Below are 14,810 nucleotides of genomic sequence, written 5' to 3' on the forward strand. Positions count from 1 at the left end.
CAAAAGATGATTTGTATTACGTGTATACGGGACTCTCTTAAAATAAACACGTAATGTTCTGATATACAGAAGGAAAAATTCCAACCACTTCAGTATGCAAACTAGTGTACTGGCCAGAGTATTCAATTTTACTGTACGCCTTAATTTCCATGTTTACAACTTTAACACAGAACATTATTGAATCCAATACGAAATTATCATCCACATTAAAATTATGAATTAGTCTTCAGCATTGGTAAGTAGTTGTTGACGTAAATATCTGCTGAGGAGTAAAAGTCAGAACAGTAGTTACCAATGCATTTTTTCTTTCTTTGAAATGTGAATAGTTTTAGTATTTGCTTCCATTTTCGCCTACCAACCAATATTTAAAGAATATTCTCTATTATAAACTCCTCTAATTGCGCTGATCTCATATCTACCCGCTGAATGACCCGTTCGCTGTTTAGCAGATATGATGATGGGTATTTGTATATATTGTATTTGCTTACTTCCGTTTCAGCATCTTGAAGTTTAATCATCGTCCAATTTATGTTATGCTTATTCAACACCGCGTTGAGATCGGTTCGTACATCGCAGATTCCTACAAATTCTACCTTATCCTTATATTTGTTCGCAATGCGTGTTAGATTTGGTAAATCTTGTAAACACGGGGCACATGTCGTACTCCAAAAGTAAATAAAAATCAGTTTGTCCTTATCCACACTATCCAACGTCCACATGTCTCCGTTTAATACATCTCGTCCGGATAATGCAGGAGCTAAAAATCCTGCTTGATCGGATGCTTGATGAACATTTCGATTCTCTTTTACGGTCTTGATGGTATCAGTCAAAATAACAGCGCCTTCGACCTCTATAAATTTCCCGTCATACAAAATGCGGGATAGTTTGAACGTGTCCTCACCCAAATTAAAATATTGTCCTTCTAAAACTCTCTTCTCTCGAGGTAACGCCGAAAAATACGGTATAGCAGGCACAACGAAAGCTCCTCTGTTGCCGATATTCTTACAGATATAATATGTATTGTTTTGGTAGTTTAAAGTTGATAAATAAAATTGCGGGAACGAAAAAAAGACGTCGTTATTAATCTCTGATACGGAAATAACCAGGGTGTCGTTATGAACCTTGCCGCCGTACCAGTATTGATAAAAAACATAGTCTGGATTATTTGATACCGAGGGTGAAGTATTTCTTCCAACAACAGGCCTCACCACATCATCGCCAAAATCGTTATTCTGATTTCTATCAATTATATAATGCATTCCCAGACTATCTCTCCCTATCACAACATTAATCCCGCAAGCCAGAGGTTCGTCTGCGTAATTCACCGAGTCTTTTAGGTCAATATCTTCCGTTTCTAGTAGCTTGGCTAGACTTGCGCTCATCGTATCCAATCGATGTACGGATTGGTAGATTAACTGCTTTGGATTTAATTCATAGTAGTATTCTCGAACATCGTTCCAGTTTTCGGGAATATTTTTAGCAGAGGGATATAATTCTTTTCGTTTACTATCTCGTTTTTCACTTATGCCGAACGAGGTCTTTCCGTGAGGACCATAGCCGTCAACTTTTTGTAATTCGATAATAGTTTTCTCTTGAGAAAATAGCAGTGTTATGTTAAAAATGGCATAAAGTAACAGGACTATCTTCTTCATTTTCAAAGGTTCAAGTTAGTATTAACAGCTTATAACGGTATAATATCATTTTACATTTCACCCGCTGTATTGTTTTGGTAGACTTTACAGACCCATCGGCCGATTTTTCTATAATCTGACCATCCTTAATAACCTGTACAGGTAGATCCAAAGCTTTGGAAATTCTGTATGCTTTTACCGACGCGTCACGTTCCGCATGCTAGAAAAAATAATTTATTTGTCAAAGGCATAGACTATCTCTACTTCCTGTACAATGATGTTATGATCTCAGATTTTACAGACTTCATGGATAGGTCAGACTTCAATCGATATTTTTACTTTCCCTCCCAAGCCTTTTTCAACAATGTCGAACAACGTTTTTAAAGTTAAATTACTTCCATTGTTTTCTACCCTTGAAATGTATTCTCGTTTTTTATCGACCAATTCGGCAAGTTCGGATTGCGTCAATTGTTTTTCTTCACGGGCTTTTTTAAGAAGCAGTCCGATCTTAAAAGATTCAAAATCCCTTTCAAGTTCATCACGCCTTTCAGTTCCCACTGTTCCGTAAACGTTGTCCTTTATGTCTTTCCAGCTTTTAGTTTCCATTGCCTTTGTTCTTTTGCTCATAATATTCAGCCATTATTTTCAACGCCTTCTCAATTTCGTTTTTAGGTGTTTTTTGAGTTTTTTTCTGAAATCCATTCATCAAAACAACTAATTTTTCTCCGTCGAAAAAGCAGAACACCCTCCAGATATTTGAGCCAAGTTGAATCCTTGCCTCATATAATCCATCTGTTCCCGTCAGATGTTTTAAATAGTTTGACGGAACCCGTTCAAGAGTTTCAATAGCTTCGATGATTTTAAAAATCTTATCTTGAACTTTCTTTGGTTGCCCCAAAAGGAAATCCTCGAAATAGTTTTTAAAAGCTATGACCTCTCTTACTTTCACAAAGGCAAAGGTAATTTAAAAGTTACGTTTAGACAAGTTTTCGGGAAAGATTATTTTGCAATATTCGTCTTCTCTCTGCCGATAATTCAAAAAACGGCTGTCTACCGTTCCGCTGTACACGTACACGCTGGTGCGGAATATTTGCGGCGGCGTAAAGCCGTTGTCCACTAAGTCGTCCTGCGCTGTAACGTCTTTACGACGTTATGCTGCTCGGCTTCTATTCATCCACCTGACCAAATGGAACTGGTCATTTTTCATTATCCCAATATAGTATCGACTAGAATCGATGAAAAATAGCTAGAGCGGGATCTTGGACACGTCCGTACAGAGTTTCTGTCCACGGGTATCAGTTTCAGATTTTTGAATAATAGTCGTATCTTTCTGGAATAAACTTAGGTTATTAAAATGCAAGACACCAACATCCTTTGGCAGGGGAAATATTACAACTCTTTAGAACATTGCACTATCCGACTTGATGAAAAGGCAGTGATGATCGACTCGACGATAGTGGGGCATCTGGATAATAAGATTTACAGCATAGCTTATTTTATCGAGACAAATCGCAATTGGGAAGTACAGCATTTCAGCATCAATGCGAAAATAAACAATTCTCCATTTCAAGTCGAAGGACGGAAAACCGATGATCATTGGAATGTAAACGGATCAGTTATAAACAACATGTCTGCCTGTGTAGATATTGATATTTCTTTAACTCCCTTGTCTAACTCGTTTCCGATTAACCGGTTAAAATTAAAAGACGGCCAACAAGCGCATATCGATGTTATTTATATTGACATACTTGGACAAAAAATAACAGCGCGCGAGCAGAAATATTCGCGGCTGAGTGCAGAAAAATATAAATACGAGAACGTACCGAACGATTTCGAAGCAATAATAACCGTTGATAAATCAGGCTTAATAGTTAGTTACCCCGAACTGTTTGAAAGAGTGCATTAATTCAATTATAACTAAAAGTATTCTAGTTTCTTTGGGAAGCCTCATAGTATATTTTATAGAAAGCTCTATCGTTATCAATTTCATAAGTATCCATCCTTCTTTTCACTCCATAAAAATCTTTAAAAAGATTTCCGGACAGTATATTAAATTCCGCAACTTGCAGAAACCAAATCCGTAGGAGTAGAATCCTCGTCATGTAAAAGAAGGATAACGTTTCCGATTTTCTGTCCACTCGCCACATAGGTGTAAGCCTCTGCTATGCGATCAAGCGGATAGCTGCGATCTATCAAGGGGTTGAACTTTCCCTCCTCGCTGAGTTTGGCAATGAAGGCCATACTTGCTTTGATGTCTAGGGGGATGGGAAATTTTACGCGCTTGCCTCCGGATATCGGCGCTAGCAAAGCAAGGAAAACATTTTGAGAATAAGGCCCTAATTCCGAGGAAAGATATAGGCCTTTCTTTTGCAAAATACGCTTGCACTTGAAAAAGGTACTTTTTCCAACGGCATCGAAGACAAAATCATAACGTACAGTATCCTGCGTAAAATCTGTCTTCATGTAATCAATAACCCGGTCTGCTCCGAGCGATCTTATCATCGGGACGTGCGCTGTAGGGCAAACGGCCGTGACTTCCACACCATAATATTTCAGAAGCTGCAGGAGAGCCGAGCCGATACCTCCCGTCGCGCCATTCAGGAGCACTTTTTGTCCGGGCTTCAGGGCAACCTTTTTTATAAAGTTGTAAGCATAATGAGCCGCTTCCGCACTGGCAGCCGCCTGTTGATATGAAACCCCGTCAGGGATCCGCATGACCGCCTTTTGCGAAAATATGGTCATGTACTGGGCTTGGGAGGCCAATCCGTTGTCATCAAATCCCCATACCCGGTCGCCTTTCTTGAGGCCCTCCACCCCGTCGCCGACGGCTTCCACCAGTCCGGCAAAATCGGTTCCCGGCACGGAGAGGCGGGGCCGGAAGAGTCCAGTAAAAAAACGCATGACAAAGGGCTTCCCCGTAAGCACGGCACAATCTGTCCGGTTTACGGTAGTCGCATATACCTTGACAAGCAATTCGCCTTTTTTAGGTTTCTGCCCCTTAATTTCTGTGACGACTAGTGTCTCGGGTGATCCATATCTGGCACGTACAGCTGCTTTCATCTTGTAATGTTATCCTTATTCAAAGATACAATACCATTATTGCCTTCAAAAGAAAACCTGCTGAATATCCGGGTCATACTAAATGTATTCATCATATCACTTTTAGAAACAATTACTCCAACAGCTGCTTTATCGTATTGCCGTTCTCATCCAGCGCGGAAAAAGATACTTCATTCCGGCCATTTACCTCTAACTTGACACGCGGCCTGCCGTCTGTTCCGTTGATGACTAGTGCCGCGGTACCGTTACGGGTGCCGAGTTGCAGACGGTTAGTGCCCTGCACCTGCTTTCATAGCCTTGTCGTAAATCGCTTGACTATCGTCGACAAAAATTCTGAGAAAAGCACGCGTTGCAAACCAGTGCGATTTTGAATCAAAGAGCATGACGATGGCGGTACCGATACGCGCTTCCATATGCCCAATGGAGCCGTCGGCATTGTATGCTCTATTGTCCACTATTTCTACCGCATCAAATGCAGCGATCATAAATTCAATCAGTTTCACTGATGACGGCGAAATTATCCAAGGAGTAATTGTTGTATAGCCCTCGGGGATTGTTGAATTTGATTTATTCATTCTTTTAATTTGTTATTAAAGTAGTAGTTGACACCCTAGATTAAACCTGCATATAATATGATCGATTCCGTGCTATTAAAAGCTATTATTCCAACAACTGTTTTACAGTTTAACTGTTATGTTGTGAATTGTCTTAAGTCGTTCTACTATTCTTTTCAAGTATTTTTTTTAACGTTTTTAAATCGTTCATTACAGCCGTTGCATCCTGTTCAAATGCTTCTTCCGTCATATAGGGCATCCTAAACAAGGTAAAAACAAATTCGCTCCCTTGACCATTTTCGATTACCCTCATCGGATTGTATACAGTTGTGCCATCTGTAAGAGTAACCCAATGGTCTATAATTCCGAAATTATTGTCGGGAACAAATTCTACCTTAATTCTTCCTAAGTCGGATACAGCAAACCAAGTGCTGTTTTCTTTAACTATAGATTGAATAAAATCTGTCCACGCAGGCCAATTTTCAGGGTTTGAGGCATAGCGATACACCTCATCGGCAGGCTTATTTATAGAAATACTTATATGTTTTACAGAGTAACTCGTAATACTATGTTTGTCCATATCGCTATTTATTCTGTCCAAACAGCGAGTTCGTAGCCGTCTAAATCTGTGAATTGAAAACGTTTTCCTCCGGGGAAACTGAAAATGTCTTTAACAATAGTGCCTCCTGCACTTATTACTTTACTTTTAGTCGTTTCAATATCTTCTGAATAGAGAACGACTAAAATAGTTCCGTTGGTTGGTTCCCCATAAGTAAATCCACCATCTACATAGTCTCCAGCAAATGCAGTGTATTCTGTTCCATAATCTGTAAACTTCCAACCAAAACATTTGGTGTAAAAATTCTTCGCTTGAACAATATCCTTTGATAGAAATTCAATGTATTGTATCTGCTCGTGTTTTAGTTTTTGCGAATTAATTTCAGCCATAATATCTTATTCTGTTTTTACAAAAGTAAATGATTATTATAATTGGAACTTTGGAAAAAAACGACAAAATCAAAATTTTGAGGGAACAACGCCTGCATATCTTTTTATCTCATTGCTTAAATGGGCGTGATCATAATACCCACATTCGTGAGCAATACCCAATAAACTTAGTTGATTTCGATTGTGCTTTATTTTAGAAAGGGCGGTTTTAAACCTAACAATATTAGCAAACACTTTTGGACTAATTCCGACGTACTTTTTGAAGTTCCGTTCTAGTTGCCTTATTGTCGTGCTATTTTGTTTTGCCAATATGTCTATACTAATTAGACCATTGGTTATTTCAATGTCTCTTACTACCTTAAATAGATTGTGCTTTTCCTTTGTCAGCCCTTTTAAGAAAAATTCATCGAGATAGGCGAAAGAGTGCTTTTCTATCTGGTGAATGTCGGGTGATAAAGACTGCTCAAATTCAATAGTTTTATCTTTAACTTCATTTAAAGGTGCAAAGTTGTAAAACGAGGAAAAGGCTGAAGGCTTAAAACGAACTCCAATAAGTTTATTCGATGCATACATAACGCTCTCCTTAAATGTGGTCATTGTCCCAACGAGATAGGTTTTCTCTGGATACATTGCTAAAGCCCCGTTGTATGTTTCGTACTTTTCTCCTAAATTAAAAATCAAATCAACACAATTATCCGGTAATATTATATCTTTAACACATTGTTTCTCCACCCCCTCAGTAACCCAATAGGCATCGATGTAATCTGCTAGACTTGGATGTGGTTTAACCTCTTTGTAAATCATAATTATATTTTTATTAGGCCGTGTTATATTGACATTCGCTTTTGCCTGAAATTATTAATTTGTCAATCGCCTTCCTTTGCCACCCTTTCTCACCAAATTTAGCCAAATTAATTGCTATATTACAGCTATTGTTGTGCCGATATATTGTGGAGAGGCCGTGAATATGGGACATATCGATCGCCTAGAAAGGGACCAGATCTTTATTGGAGAAGAATATCTTCCGATCGGGCAGACTTACAAGTCGGAGTTAAAAGGATGGGGATGCTCCAGCATCCTGAAACAGCGGTACGCCCAACCAGGGTTCATTATAATCCCTCAATATAGTCCCTAATTAGCTGTATTCCCTCGGTGTGTAACACCGTAGTGCCAAGCCTGGGCATTTTGCCATCGCCTGTGAGCATAATGCGTTCCGCAATCCGCTTTTTCCTACTTCCAATGCGTGTTTCATCAAACGGGGTGTCATATGTTAGATCCAAACTCGTGAAATCGTCAGCCCATCCCCCACTGTTATGGCAATGCGAGCAGTTGACATGCATGTAAGCTCTTGCACGCTCATCGATAGTAAACCTGTTGTCGGCCCAGTTGGGTAGAACACCCAACGCCTGATTATCCACAGGATTGAGTATACCAATATCAATAAAATAGTTGATTTGGTTGACAATCCTTCCCCGTTTGGAAACCCCAATATTGAGGTTGCGTAATTCAGGGCCAAGTGGGACAATCCTGCTATTGGTGCGATGGCAGCTACTACATTCTGCTTCGGTCGGGATCAGATACCCGACAGTCTTCTCTACGCCGTTGGAACTCCTATACGATGCATTTACCCGTGCTCCATCCTTTAGGAGGTGTGCCTCTTGTTTTAATTCATTCCAACGGTAGGTCGCCGCATTCCAGTTGCCTTCATCCTTGATCAGTAGTCGGGTTTCGATGATGTGTTTTCCCTGCGGAGCATCGGGTCTATCATAATAGAAGGTCTTGGCGAGTATTGTACCTTCAGGGAATTCAGGTAACTTACCATCTGGAGCCGTCATTGCCGTCCCTTTGGGCAGTTTGATCAGTCGCTGTTTTGATGCATAATCGGTAAATAACGGCGATGAAAGTTCATAAATGGTTACATCAGACGCGGGTTCCAGATTCCGCATGTCAGTAAAAAGGTCATAGTCGCTTAGCTTCTCACTGAATTCTATTCTATTGGGTATCGGGTCGATATCGGGTCCACATGAAGATGTGACAATCATCGCACTTAGTAGTACGGCGAATGAAGTACTGTGACGTTCTGTTAGCATAGTAAGTATAATTATCAATTAAAAGACATCTTGATGCCTTCCCATAATGAAACCCTGCTTATCCGGGCATTGTGGAAAGCCGTGAACTTCCATTGTCCGCCCGTTTTCCATGCAACTAACGTCTGTATAGAATCCCTACTTTTTGCAGGCTTTTTGCTGCCTTTATGTTTAACTGCTCCAGTAATATGGACAATCGCAACACTATCGGTCAGGAAACGGATGCTTTGTATCATCCTGTTCTCAATCGACGACCCTTCCAGTACTCCATCGTACAATTCTTGATGAAGCGAATCGATCTCATATCGGGACTGGAGCCATTCGCCATTGAACGTGACGTAATCGGCTCTATCAGTATATACCGAAGCCATCTTTTCACCGTCTCCCTCAGCCCAGCCCTCCGCAGATAGTTTTTCAAGAGCCTTTATTGCCACGATGTCTTGATCCTTTCCCCCCGGCAAAGCCTGTGTGCGAATAGTTATGGGAGGGGTGACATAAATGTAGTCTGCGACAATAATTAACATATTGATTGTCAAAAGGATAATGAAACTGACTTTAAATGTAATATATTTTTTCATGACTTTATTGATATTATTTAACTAGACAAATATAAAACGAATTCGTTATAAATAATATTGTTTTCGACATTATTTGTTTTCGTTGGGATCAATTGCACGAGTAGCGGGTGCAGCTTGTCGATTGCGATTGAGTTATATTAAACTTTTAAATGTCATTAATCCGGACTATCAATAACCTTAAAACTGGACCACATTGATGATCCGGCAAGGCACTACTTTTGAACAAAAATAATATGGCACTTCAACAACTACTTGAAATGATTATAAGCAATGATGAACATCATGCCCGATTTTTAAACACCCTTTCATTTATGGAGAATTCAGGTGCGAGAAAAATATCCGCAAGTGAACGTTGCGAAACAGTAACTACCATGATTTTAAAATATGCTGCGGAATGTGCAGGCAGAGCTGAAATGAATGAGGAAGAGCAGGCCTGGTGTTTCATGGCAGGAGCTAATTCCATCTTCACAAGTGAAAGCGAAACTTTGTTGGTAACACCAAATCCAGGTTTAAAACAGGATAAGAAAATGTTCGAAACGCTGGGCTTAAAAGCTATGACTAGGAAAAATCAGTCTTATTGGAGACAAAGACGTTGATTCCATTTATCTAACTATTATTGAAGCTCTTGACAAAGTTTAATTATGATCAGATTTGGTTTTTCCGAATTGGCTGATTCGTTTCTCTAAGTCAGCGTGAATTTCTCTAAGAGCCTTCTCCCCAATTTCATTTTCCAGAATTTCATTTAAGGTTCGATTTCTGCTTGTGGAAAGAATGTCTCCGTGTTTTATTTCAAGGGGAGTAAGTATATCGACCAACAGTTTTTTCTCTTCTTCTGGAATAGAACTAAACATCAGTAGTGTTGGCTTGAAAAGCAATTGATAAAGCTCATGCAACGTTTTTTCTCCTTTTGACGTGACGCTTACTAATTTCGCTCGTTTGTCGGATGGATCCTCTCGTTCAGTGATATAACCTGAAGAAAGTAGTCGCTTTAATATATCCATACCTGTGGACTGTTCCACAAAATGGAATTGAATGATGTCTTTTTTTTGCGATTCGATTTTATGGTAGATAGCATTGAGGAAATAAAAGCTATCGAGTTCCATTTCGGGTTTTTCTTGCAGGGCCATTTTACAATAGGTCGAATACATTGACGCAATCCGACCAATCAATTTGGCAAGTACAGTGTCTAAATCGGGCGGAGCCATTCCTGCAAACACGCTTCCCTTCTCTCCAACGTTTTTTTTCGCCAGGTAGTAATTGCAGAATTCTTCTACGGTCACCTTGTCACGCGAACTAGTATACGCATCCCACTCGGTAATCAATTCAACGATTGGTTTCATTGTTTTTTACACAAATGTAGCGAAAAGATAGCAAAAAGACATAGCCTAACAATTTGCAGATAGTGGTAGAACGTGATTAGAGAAAATAAGAAAAGTGAAATACATTTTCTTCTTGCGCTGGATACGTCTTGCGATAGAAATCGACCGCATATTCATCTGCGTTGTCGGCTTGAACGAACACCTCTTCGAAACCCTGCTGCTTGAAATAGACTTTTGTCTGCTGTATCAGCTCTTTGCCCAACCCTTGTCTTTGGTGCGTTCTTAAAACGGCCAAATCAAAAATATATGCTAATGGCTTTGTCGAATAATACTGATTTAGCGTATAAGCAGTCAGGCCTCCGATTACGCAAGAATCGTCCAAAGCTACAAAAGCATGAAATTCTTCTTTCGCTAGTAAAAAGTGTAGGTGTTCAACATTAGGCATATTAAAACTCTTCATCTCGAAAACGTCTTCGAAGAGTTTTATTAATTTCTCAAAAAGGCTGATGTCCTCTTTAGATAGCTTTTTTATCTCCATAAGTCTGTTTTTTATCGCACAAATTACTGTACTGCCAATCAAATAGCCATATTTTTTTAAAGTGAGTAGTTGTTCCTCATAATTCACAGTTGTTATCAAACTAAGCTTTTCTGGCACTTAATTTTCGTAGAGTTTCTTCAATGAGTTCCATTCTTTTCTTGATCTTTTCTGCCGCTGCATCAAGGGTGTACCCTTCATCCAGCAGTTCCTTGATCAGCAGCATTTTCTTGATGTTCTTATAGTTGTATCGCCTATTTTTGCCTTCTTCTTCAGTCAGACTGCTAATAATTCCTTTATCCTCCCAATAACGGATTTGGCGGGTGGGAATACTTGTTATCTGTGACACTTCGCCGATGCCGACCACAAGCTTATCCAAGAAATCAAAGTCGAACGACAGGTCTTCTGTTATTTTCTTACTCATATTGTAGATTATTTACAATCAATGTTGCAAACATAAAAAAAAAGTTCTTTCTTTGAAATTGTAAATAATAGGCAATTAATGAAAAAAACTGACATAAAAATGAAGCCACGTATTTTAGAAAGGATCGGGTATTTTCTATCTCTTGTGCTTTTGACTACTGTTTGTTTCTATACCGCTGGACAAACTATTCCCGAAGGCTACCTGGCAAAGGGGGTTGTTCCAGTGGGCTATTGCGACATGGACGGCAGGCCGGCATTTAAGATGTCGATTAAGGAACACAAGGGAAGATGGTACTTATTTACAGGGCACTTCTGGGATTCCGGCTGGTCGGTGACGGATGTTACTGACCCGGCAAATCCGAAGGTGGTTAAGTTCATACCCGGCCCGCCGAATACTTGGACGCTTCAAATGGAGTTACATGGCAATATCATGGTTACTTCTCTCGAACGTATATTTCCCATTTTCGGCGGAAACGATAAACCCTTTACCGAAGGCGTGTATTTATGGGATATTTCCGATCCATTAAATCCTGAGAGACTCGGGCACTATACCACTGGAGGATCGGGTACACATAGGAATTTTTATAACGGTGGCAACTACATGCACCTCGCTGCCGGAATGCCGGGATACATGGGGAATATTTACGTCATCGTCGATATTAGCGATCCGGCCAAACCGGTGGAAGTATCCCGCTGGTGGGTGCCGGGCCAGCATGAATCAGAAGAAGAGTATCATTACGTTACAACCCGCCAAGTAAGGCATCAACTGATGCATAACGGCCGCGACACAAGTGCGACAACTTCGCATCATCCCCATCACATGTTTTGTGGCAGTGACCACGAAGTGTCACTGCACGGCCCGCCCTATGTAGTGGACTCTCTGGCGTTTCTGCCATATGGCGCTGCAGGGATGATCGTGCTCGATATCAGCGATATCACTAAGCCACGCCAAGTATCCCGACTGGATTTCAGTCCGCCATTCCATAATCGCTTTGGCGTGCATGGTGCACTGCCTATTACAGACCAAGGGATAGCCTTCGTCAATTCAGAAGACGTGTCATATGGGCAGGGGCCCCTTAGCCACGCATCTATCGTGGACATACGTGATATAGAAGATCCCAAATTGCTATCGCTTTTCCCCCAGCCGCTTACGCCGGAAGGAACAAGCTACCGGCAGGAAAAAGGTTGGTCTGGCCCCCATAATTTTAATCATTTGATACACAACCCGGATGTGCAGCCACAGGGTGATTTGTTTTATATGACCTGGTTCAACGCGGGGCTTCGTGTCTATGACGTCGCTGACAAATATGTACCAAAAGAAGTCGGACATTTCGTACCACCCGCACCAACCAAACGCTATGGCAGTATGCCGGAAGACGAATTGGTGGTGCAAACCGAAGATGTGCTGGTGGACCGTCGTGGTTATATCTACATCACCGATAAGAATCAGGGAATTTATATCCTCAAGATGGAATGACAAGTTTCAACGTAATATTTTACGATTAATTGCCTATAGAATATAGTTCTTTTATTTTTTTGATTCCTATTTCGTGCAACCACTGTTCAAACCCTGTCAGCTTCGGTATCCAAGAGGATATAAATTTGTAATCAATGGGATCATAACCTTCTTTATCGATCATTTCTACCAACTTAGCAAATGTTTCACTTTGTTGGTAAAGTGCTTCTATAGGCACCTGTACGAAATCGATAGGTCGGTTCAACTTCTCCTCCAATAGTCGTAAAACTTCTTTAGGTGTATAAAGTTCGCCTCCAAAATCAACAGTTTTGCCGTTGAATTCTTTATAGTTTTGAAATATTATTCGACATCAAACTTTTCAGTGTATTTTCATCTAGTGTCCAATAAGCTTTTCGCGTCACTTCCAACATCCGCTCAAGCATATTAAAGCAATAAACCTGCAATTACAATAAGTGTAAAATAATAATTGTAACTTCGATTAAAAATGTTCCTGTACTAGCTGGTGGTTGACCATAGCTCCGGCTATATTACCTGTTGCGACCGCGTGTGCAACCGAGCGCAGCATCCCGGAGCAATCGCCACAAGCAAACACACCATTTACCGTGGTCTGCTGGAATTGATCGACTTTGATATGCCCAGATTCGGTCAGTTCACAGCCTAAATCCCTATAGATATCCGAATGCTGCTCAAAAGAAGGGGCGGCATATAATGCTTCAAAAGGCAGAAAACGGGCGTCGGAAAGGACAACACCCTTGACCTCGCCGCTTTTCTGTAAAATAGTGACCACTTTCTCCCGCTCAATGCTGATATTATGTTCTTGCAACTTCGTAATCTGTGCCTCCGAAAAATCTTCATTCCCGTTGGTGAGGAGGGTTAAGTCGCCGGTCAGGTTATTGACCAGCGAAGCGATATGGAAAGCTCGCTCTCCACCTGCAATAATACCCGTTTTTTTACCTCGGAATTCATAACCATGACAATAGGGACAGTGTATAACCGTCTTTCCCCAGCTTTCGGCAAACCCGTCGATATCGGGAAGGATATCCCGCACACCGGCGGCCAGTACCAATTTGTGTCCTGTATATAACGTCCCTCCTTCTATAAGGACACTATAACCGTCAGCTCGCACAGAGGCGCTGACGGCACGGCCCTCGCAGAACCTTACGGTAGGATATGCCAGCACCTGCAATTTGGCTTTCTTGGTAATCTCTGCTGGTATTGCCCCATCGTGTGTAATAAAGTTGTGTGAATGCGGGGTGAAGCGGTTACAGGGCAATCCACTGTCTATGACCAGGACTTTGCGTAATGAACGGCCCAGCGCCATTGCAGCAGAGAGCCCCGCGTAGCTGCCACCAATGATGATGACGTCAAAATGTGTATTTCCTTCCATGTTATTTTTCTTTGTGAGCGTGCTATGTTGTAAAAATTTCTGGGAAATTGTGGAATCTCACATTTCTTTTCAATGCATATTTTCCAATCTTCAAAATTGGAATGCTCATAGTTATCTCATTTTGATTCAAAAATAAGAATAAAATCTTTAATGCAATGACGTTGCTTTTAATATTTTGTGCAGCCATTTTGGATACGCGTTTGGCGCACTTCTAAGAGAAGTTGACAAATTAGGCTTAGTAGTTAAATTAATCCTCATTTATCAGCTCTTTCAACGCTTTCTCAAAGCGAGGTTGTGTATAGTCACGACCACCTTCTATGCGCGATACGATCTCCCCCTTTTTATCGAGGATAATCGTCGTTGGAATACCGCGGCTTAAATATAACGACGGAATTTCACCGTGAGGTGTATAAACAGGAAGCTGTAAATCGTGTTCGTCCATAAATGCTTGTGCTTTTTCACGGTTATTATCTACATCCACCATCAGAAAGACAATTTTTTCATTTCCGTTAAACTTATTTTTTAGGGAATTTAATCCAGGCATCTCTTCAATACAGGGCGGGCACCAAGGTGCCCAAAAATTTATAAACACAACCTTTCCTTTTAAATCATTTACGGAGACAACCTCTCCCTTACCATCTTTAAAGAATATCGGGGGATTGCCAGTAGAATCCTGCTCTGTCAAAAGACTTTTAAACCGCAATATACTGTTTTCCGTATCCGTGGCATTGACGACACCGCCAATGGTGATAAATAGCATGGAAAACAATATCCCAAATTTTATATTCATAATTTTAAAACATACTATTCT

At 40.6% G+C, this 14,810-nt stretch carries 20 protein-coding genes; 3 read left to right on the forward strand and 17 right to left on the reverse strand.

Annotated features, from left to right (window positions below; all coding sequences use genetic code 11):
• Positions 1 to 365 precede the first annotated feature (365 nt).
• The 3 genes from C5745_RS07505 to C5745_RS07515 all read right to left on the reverse strand — a co-directional run bounded on the left by C5745_RS07505 (position 366) and on the right by C5745_RS07515 (position 2,580).
• The gene (locus tag C5745_RS07505; protein WP_105716381.1) at positions 366 to 1,652 is read right to left on the reverse strand and encodes a TlpA family protein disulfide reductase; all 1,287 of its coding nucleotides are present in this window, start codon (positions 1,650 to 1,652) and stop codon (positions 366 to 368) included.
• Between the two features lie 294 nt (positions 1,653 to 1,946).
• Positions 1,947 to 2,258: a helix-turn-helix domain-containing protein gene (locus tag C5745_RS07510; RefSeq protein WP_243403279.1), complete on the reverse strand. Its 312-nt coding sequence runs from the start codon at positions 2,256 to 2,258 to the stop codon at positions 1,947 to 1,949.
• Positions 2,227 to 2,580 carry a type II toxin-antitoxin system RelE/ParE family toxin gene (locus tag C5745_RS07515; protein WP_105716383.1) on the reverse strand — a complete coding sequence of 118 codons (354 nt, stop codon included), beginning with the start codon at positions 2,578 to 2,580 and terminating at the stop codon, positions 2,227 to 2,229. The genes C5745_RS07510 and C5745_RS07515 overlap by 32 nt, the downstream gene beginning before the upstream one ends.
• Positions 2,581 to 2,985: 405 nt before the next feature.
• Between C5745_RS07515 and C5745_RS07520 the strand changes: the two genes are divergently transcribed.
• Positions 2,986 to 3,537, forward strand: coding sequence for a putative glycolipid-binding domain-containing protein (locus C5745_RS07520; RefSeq protein WP_105716384.1), 552 nt, complete (start codon positions 2,986 to 2,988; stop codon positions 3,535 to 3,537).
• Between the two features lie 143 nt (positions 3,538 to 3,680).
• Here the strand turns inward: C5745_RS07520 and C5745_RS07525 are convergent, their stop codons facing one another.
• From C5745_RS07525 to C5745_RS07555, 8 genes are all read right to left on the reverse strand, one after another.
• On the reverse strand, positions 3,681 to 4,691 hold the full coding sequence (locus tag C5745_RS07525) for an NAD(P)-dependent alcohol dehydrogenase (protein ID WP_105716385.1): 1,011 nt from the start codon (positions 4,689 to 4,691) through the stop codon (positions 3,681 to 3,683).
• Between the two features lie 112 nt (positions 4,692 to 4,803).
• Positions 4,804 to 4,974, reverse strand: coding sequence for a hypothetical protein (locus C5745_RS20195; protein ID WP_165793045.1), 171 nt, complete (start codon positions 4,972 to 4,974; stop codon positions 4,804 to 4,806).
• Positions 4,961 to 5,266, reverse strand: coding sequence for a VOC family protein (locus C5745_RS07530; protein ID WP_105716386.1), 306 nt, complete (start codon positions 5,264 to 5,266; stop codon positions 4,961 to 4,963). The genes C5745_RS20195 and C5745_RS07530 overlap by 14 nt, the downstream gene beginning before the upstream one ends.
• 133 nt (positions 5,267 to 5,399) lie before the next feature.
• Positions 5,400 to 5,825, reverse strand: coding sequence for an SRPBCC family protein (locus C5745_RS07535; RefSeq protein WP_105716387.1), 426 nt, complete (start codon positions 5,823 to 5,825; stop codon positions 5,400 to 5,402).
• A gap of 8 nt (positions 5,826 to 5,833) precedes the next feature.
• Positions 5,834 to 6,193: a VOC family protein gene (locus C5745_RS07540; RefSeq protein ID WP_105716388.1), complete on the reverse strand. Its 360-nt coding sequence runs from the start codon at positions 6,191 to 6,193 to the stop codon at positions 5,834 to 5,836.
• Positions 6,194 to 6,262: 69 nt separating this feature from the next.
• The gene (locus C5745_RS07545; RefSeq protein WP_105716389.1) at positions 6,263 to 6,997 is read right to left on the reverse strand and encodes a helix-turn-helix domain-containing protein; all 735 of its coding nucleotides are present in this window, start codon (positions 6,995 to 6,997) and stop codon (positions 6,263 to 6,265) included.
• 305 nt (positions 6,998 to 7,302) lie between these two features.
• Positions 7,303 to 8,283: a hypothetical protein gene (locus C5745_RS07550; protein WP_133166316.1), complete on the reverse strand. Its 981-nt coding sequence runs from the start codon at positions 8,281 to 8,283 to the stop codon at positions 7,303 to 7,305.
• A 14-nt stretch (positions 8,284 to 8,297) separates the two neighbouring features.
• Positions 8,298 to 8,858 carry an SgcJ/EcaC family oxidoreductase gene (locus C5745_RS07555; protein ID WP_105716391.1) on the reverse strand — a complete coding sequence of 187 codons (561 nt, stop codon included), beginning with the start codon at positions 8,856 to 8,858 and terminating at the stop codon, positions 8,298 to 8,300.
• A gap of 311 nt (positions 8,859 to 9,169) precedes the next feature.
• On the opposite strand from C5745_RS07555, the gene C5745_RS07560 reads away from it, so the two are divergent.
• Complete coding sequence (locus C5745_RS07560; protein ID WP_105716622.1) at positions 9,170 to 9,454, forward strand: hypothetical protein; 285 nt, start codon at positions 9,170 to 9,172, stop codon at positions 9,452 to 9,454.
• Between the two features lie 39 nt (positions 9,455 to 9,493).
• Here C5745_RS07560 and C5745_RS07565 read toward each other — a convergent pair whose 3' ends face one another.
• The 3 genes from C5745_RS07565 to C5745_RS07575 form a co-directional block, all read right to left on the reverse strand.
• Positions 9,494 to 10,198, reverse strand: coding sequence for a MarR family winged helix-turn-helix transcriptional regulator (locus C5745_RS07565; protein ID WP_105716392.1), 705 nt, complete (start codon positions 10,196 to 10,198; stop codon positions 9,494 to 9,496).
• Between the two features lie 76 nt (positions 10,199 to 10,274).
• Entirely contained in the window at positions 10,275 to 10,715 is a 441-nt protein-coding gene (locus C5745_RS07570) for a GNAT family N-acetyltransferase (protein WP_207795746.1), read from the reverse strand.
• Positions 10,716 to 10,815: 100 nt separating this feature from the next.
• Positions 10,816 to 11,136, reverse strand: coding sequence for a MerR family transcriptional regulator (locus C5745_RS07575; RefSeq protein WP_105716393.1), 321 nt, complete (start codon positions 11,134 to 11,136; stop codon positions 10,816 to 10,818).
• Positions 11,137 to 11,565: 429 nt separating this feature from the next.
• Here C5745_RS07575 and C5745_RS07580 point away from each other — a divergent pair, with 429 nt between their 5' ends.
• Positions 11,566 to 12,612 carry an LVIVD repeat-containing protein gene (locus tag C5745_RS07580; protein ID WP_207795747.1) on the forward strand — a complete coding sequence of 349 codons (1,047 nt, stop codon included), beginning with the start codon at positions 11,566 to 11,568 and terminating at the stop codon, positions 12,610 to 12,612.
• 25 nt (positions 12,613 to 12,637) lie between these two features.
• Here C5745_RS07580 and C5745_RS07585 read toward each other — a convergent pair whose 3' ends face one another.
• The 3 genes from C5745_RS07585 to C5745_RS07595 all read right to left on the reverse strand — a co-directional run bounded on the left by C5745_RS07585 (position 12,638) and on the right by C5745_RS07595 (position 14,789).
• Positions 12,638 to 12,955, reverse strand: a complete 318-nt coding sequence (locus C5745_RS07585) for an NmrA family NAD(P)-binding protein (RefSeq protein WP_449448536.1) — start codon at positions 12,953 to 12,955, stop codon at positions 12,638 to 12,640.
• Between the two features lie 135 nt (positions 12,956 to 13,090).
• A complete protein-coding gene (locus C5745_RS07590; RefSeq protein ID WP_105716396.1) occupies positions 13,091 to 13,999 on the reverse strand; it encodes an NAD(P)/FAD-dependent oxidoreductase in 909 nt (302 codons plus the stop codon).
• Between the two features lie 247 nt (positions 14,000 to 14,246).
• Complete coding sequence (locus tag C5745_RS07595; RefSeq protein WP_105716397.1) at positions 14,247 to 14,789, reverse strand: TlpA family protein disulfide reductase; 543 nt, start codon at positions 14,787 to 14,789, stop codon at positions 14,247 to 14,249.
• Between the last annotated feature and the right edge of the window lie 21 nt (positions 14,790 to 14,810).

The organism is Sphingobacterium haloxyli, from assembly GCF_002980525.1.
Lineage (GTDB): Bacteria > Bacteroidota > Bacteroidia > Sphingobacteriales > Sphingobacteriaceae > Sphingobacterium > Sphingobacterium haloxyli.

Excerpts from the sequence above, each read along its gene's own strand:
- C5745_RS07505 (WP_105716381.1), bottom strand. The coding sequence starts at position 1,652 with ATGAAGAAGATAGTCCTGTTACTTTATGCCATTTTTAACATAACACTG.
- C5745_RS07510 (WP_243403279.1), bottom strand. The coding sequence starts at position 2,258 with ATGAGCAAAAGAACAAAGGCAATGGAAACTAAAAGCTGGAAAGACATA.
- C5745_RS07520 (WP_105716384.1), top strand. The coding sequence starts at position 2,986 with ATGCAAGACACCAACATCCTTTGGCAGGGGAAATATTACAACTCTTTA.
- C5745_RS07525 (WP_105716385.1), bottom strand. The coding sequence starts at position 4,691 with ATGAAAGCAGCTGTACGTGCCAGATATGGATCACCCGAGACACTAGTC.
- C5745_RS07530 (WP_105716386.1), bottom strand. The coding sequence starts at position 5,266 with ATGAATAAATCAAATTCAACAATCCCCGAGGGCTATACAACAATTACT.
- C5745_RS07535 (WP_105716387.1), bottom strand. The coding sequence starts at position 5,825 with ATGGACAAACATAGTATTACGAGTTACTCTGTAAAACATATAAGTATT.
- C5745_RS07540 (WP_105716388.1), bottom strand. The coding sequence starts at position 6,193 with ATGGCTGAAATTAATTCGCAAAAACTAAAACACGAGCAGATACAATAC.
- C5745_RS07545 (WP_105716389.1), bottom strand. The coding sequence starts at position 6,997 with ATGATTTACAAAGAGGTTAAACCACATCCAAGTCTAGCAGATTACATC.
- C5745_RS07550 (WP_133166316.1), bottom strand. The coding sequence starts at position 8,283 with ATGCTAACAGAACGTCACAGTACTTCATTCGCCGTACTACTAAGTGCG.
- C5745_RS07555 (WP_105716391.1), bottom strand. The coding sequence starts at position 8,858 with ATGAAAAAATATATTACATTTAAAGTCAGTTTCATTATCCTTTTGACA.
- C5745_RS07560 (WP_105716622.1), top strand. The coding sequence starts at position 9,170 with ATGGAGAATTCAGGTGCGAGAAAAATATCCGCAAGTGAACGTTGCGAA.
- C5745_RS07565 (WP_105716392.1), bottom strand. The coding sequence starts at position 10,198 with ATGAAACCAATCGTTGAATTGATTACCGAGTGGGATGCGTATACTAGT.
- C5745_RS07570 (WP_207795746.1), bottom strand. The coding sequence starts at position 10,715 with ATGGAGATAAAAAAGCTATCTAAAGAGGACATCAGCCTTTTTGAGAAA.
- C5745_RS07575 (WP_105716393.1), bottom strand. The coding sequence starts at position 11,136 with ATGAGTAAGAAAATAACAGAAGACCTGTCGTTCGACTTTGATTTCTTG.
- C5745_RS07580 (WP_207795747.1), top strand. The coding sequence starts at position 11,566 with ATGGTTACTTCTCTCGAACGTATATTTCCCATTTTCGGCGGAAACGAT.
- C5745_RS07590 (WP_105716396.1), bottom strand. The coding sequence starts at position 13,999 with ATGGAAGGAAATACACATTTTGACGTCATCATCATTGGTGGCAGCTAC.
- C5745_RS07595 (WP_105716397.1), bottom strand. The coding sequence starts at position 14,789 with ATGAATATAAAATTTGGGATATTGTTTTCCATGCTATTTATCACCATT.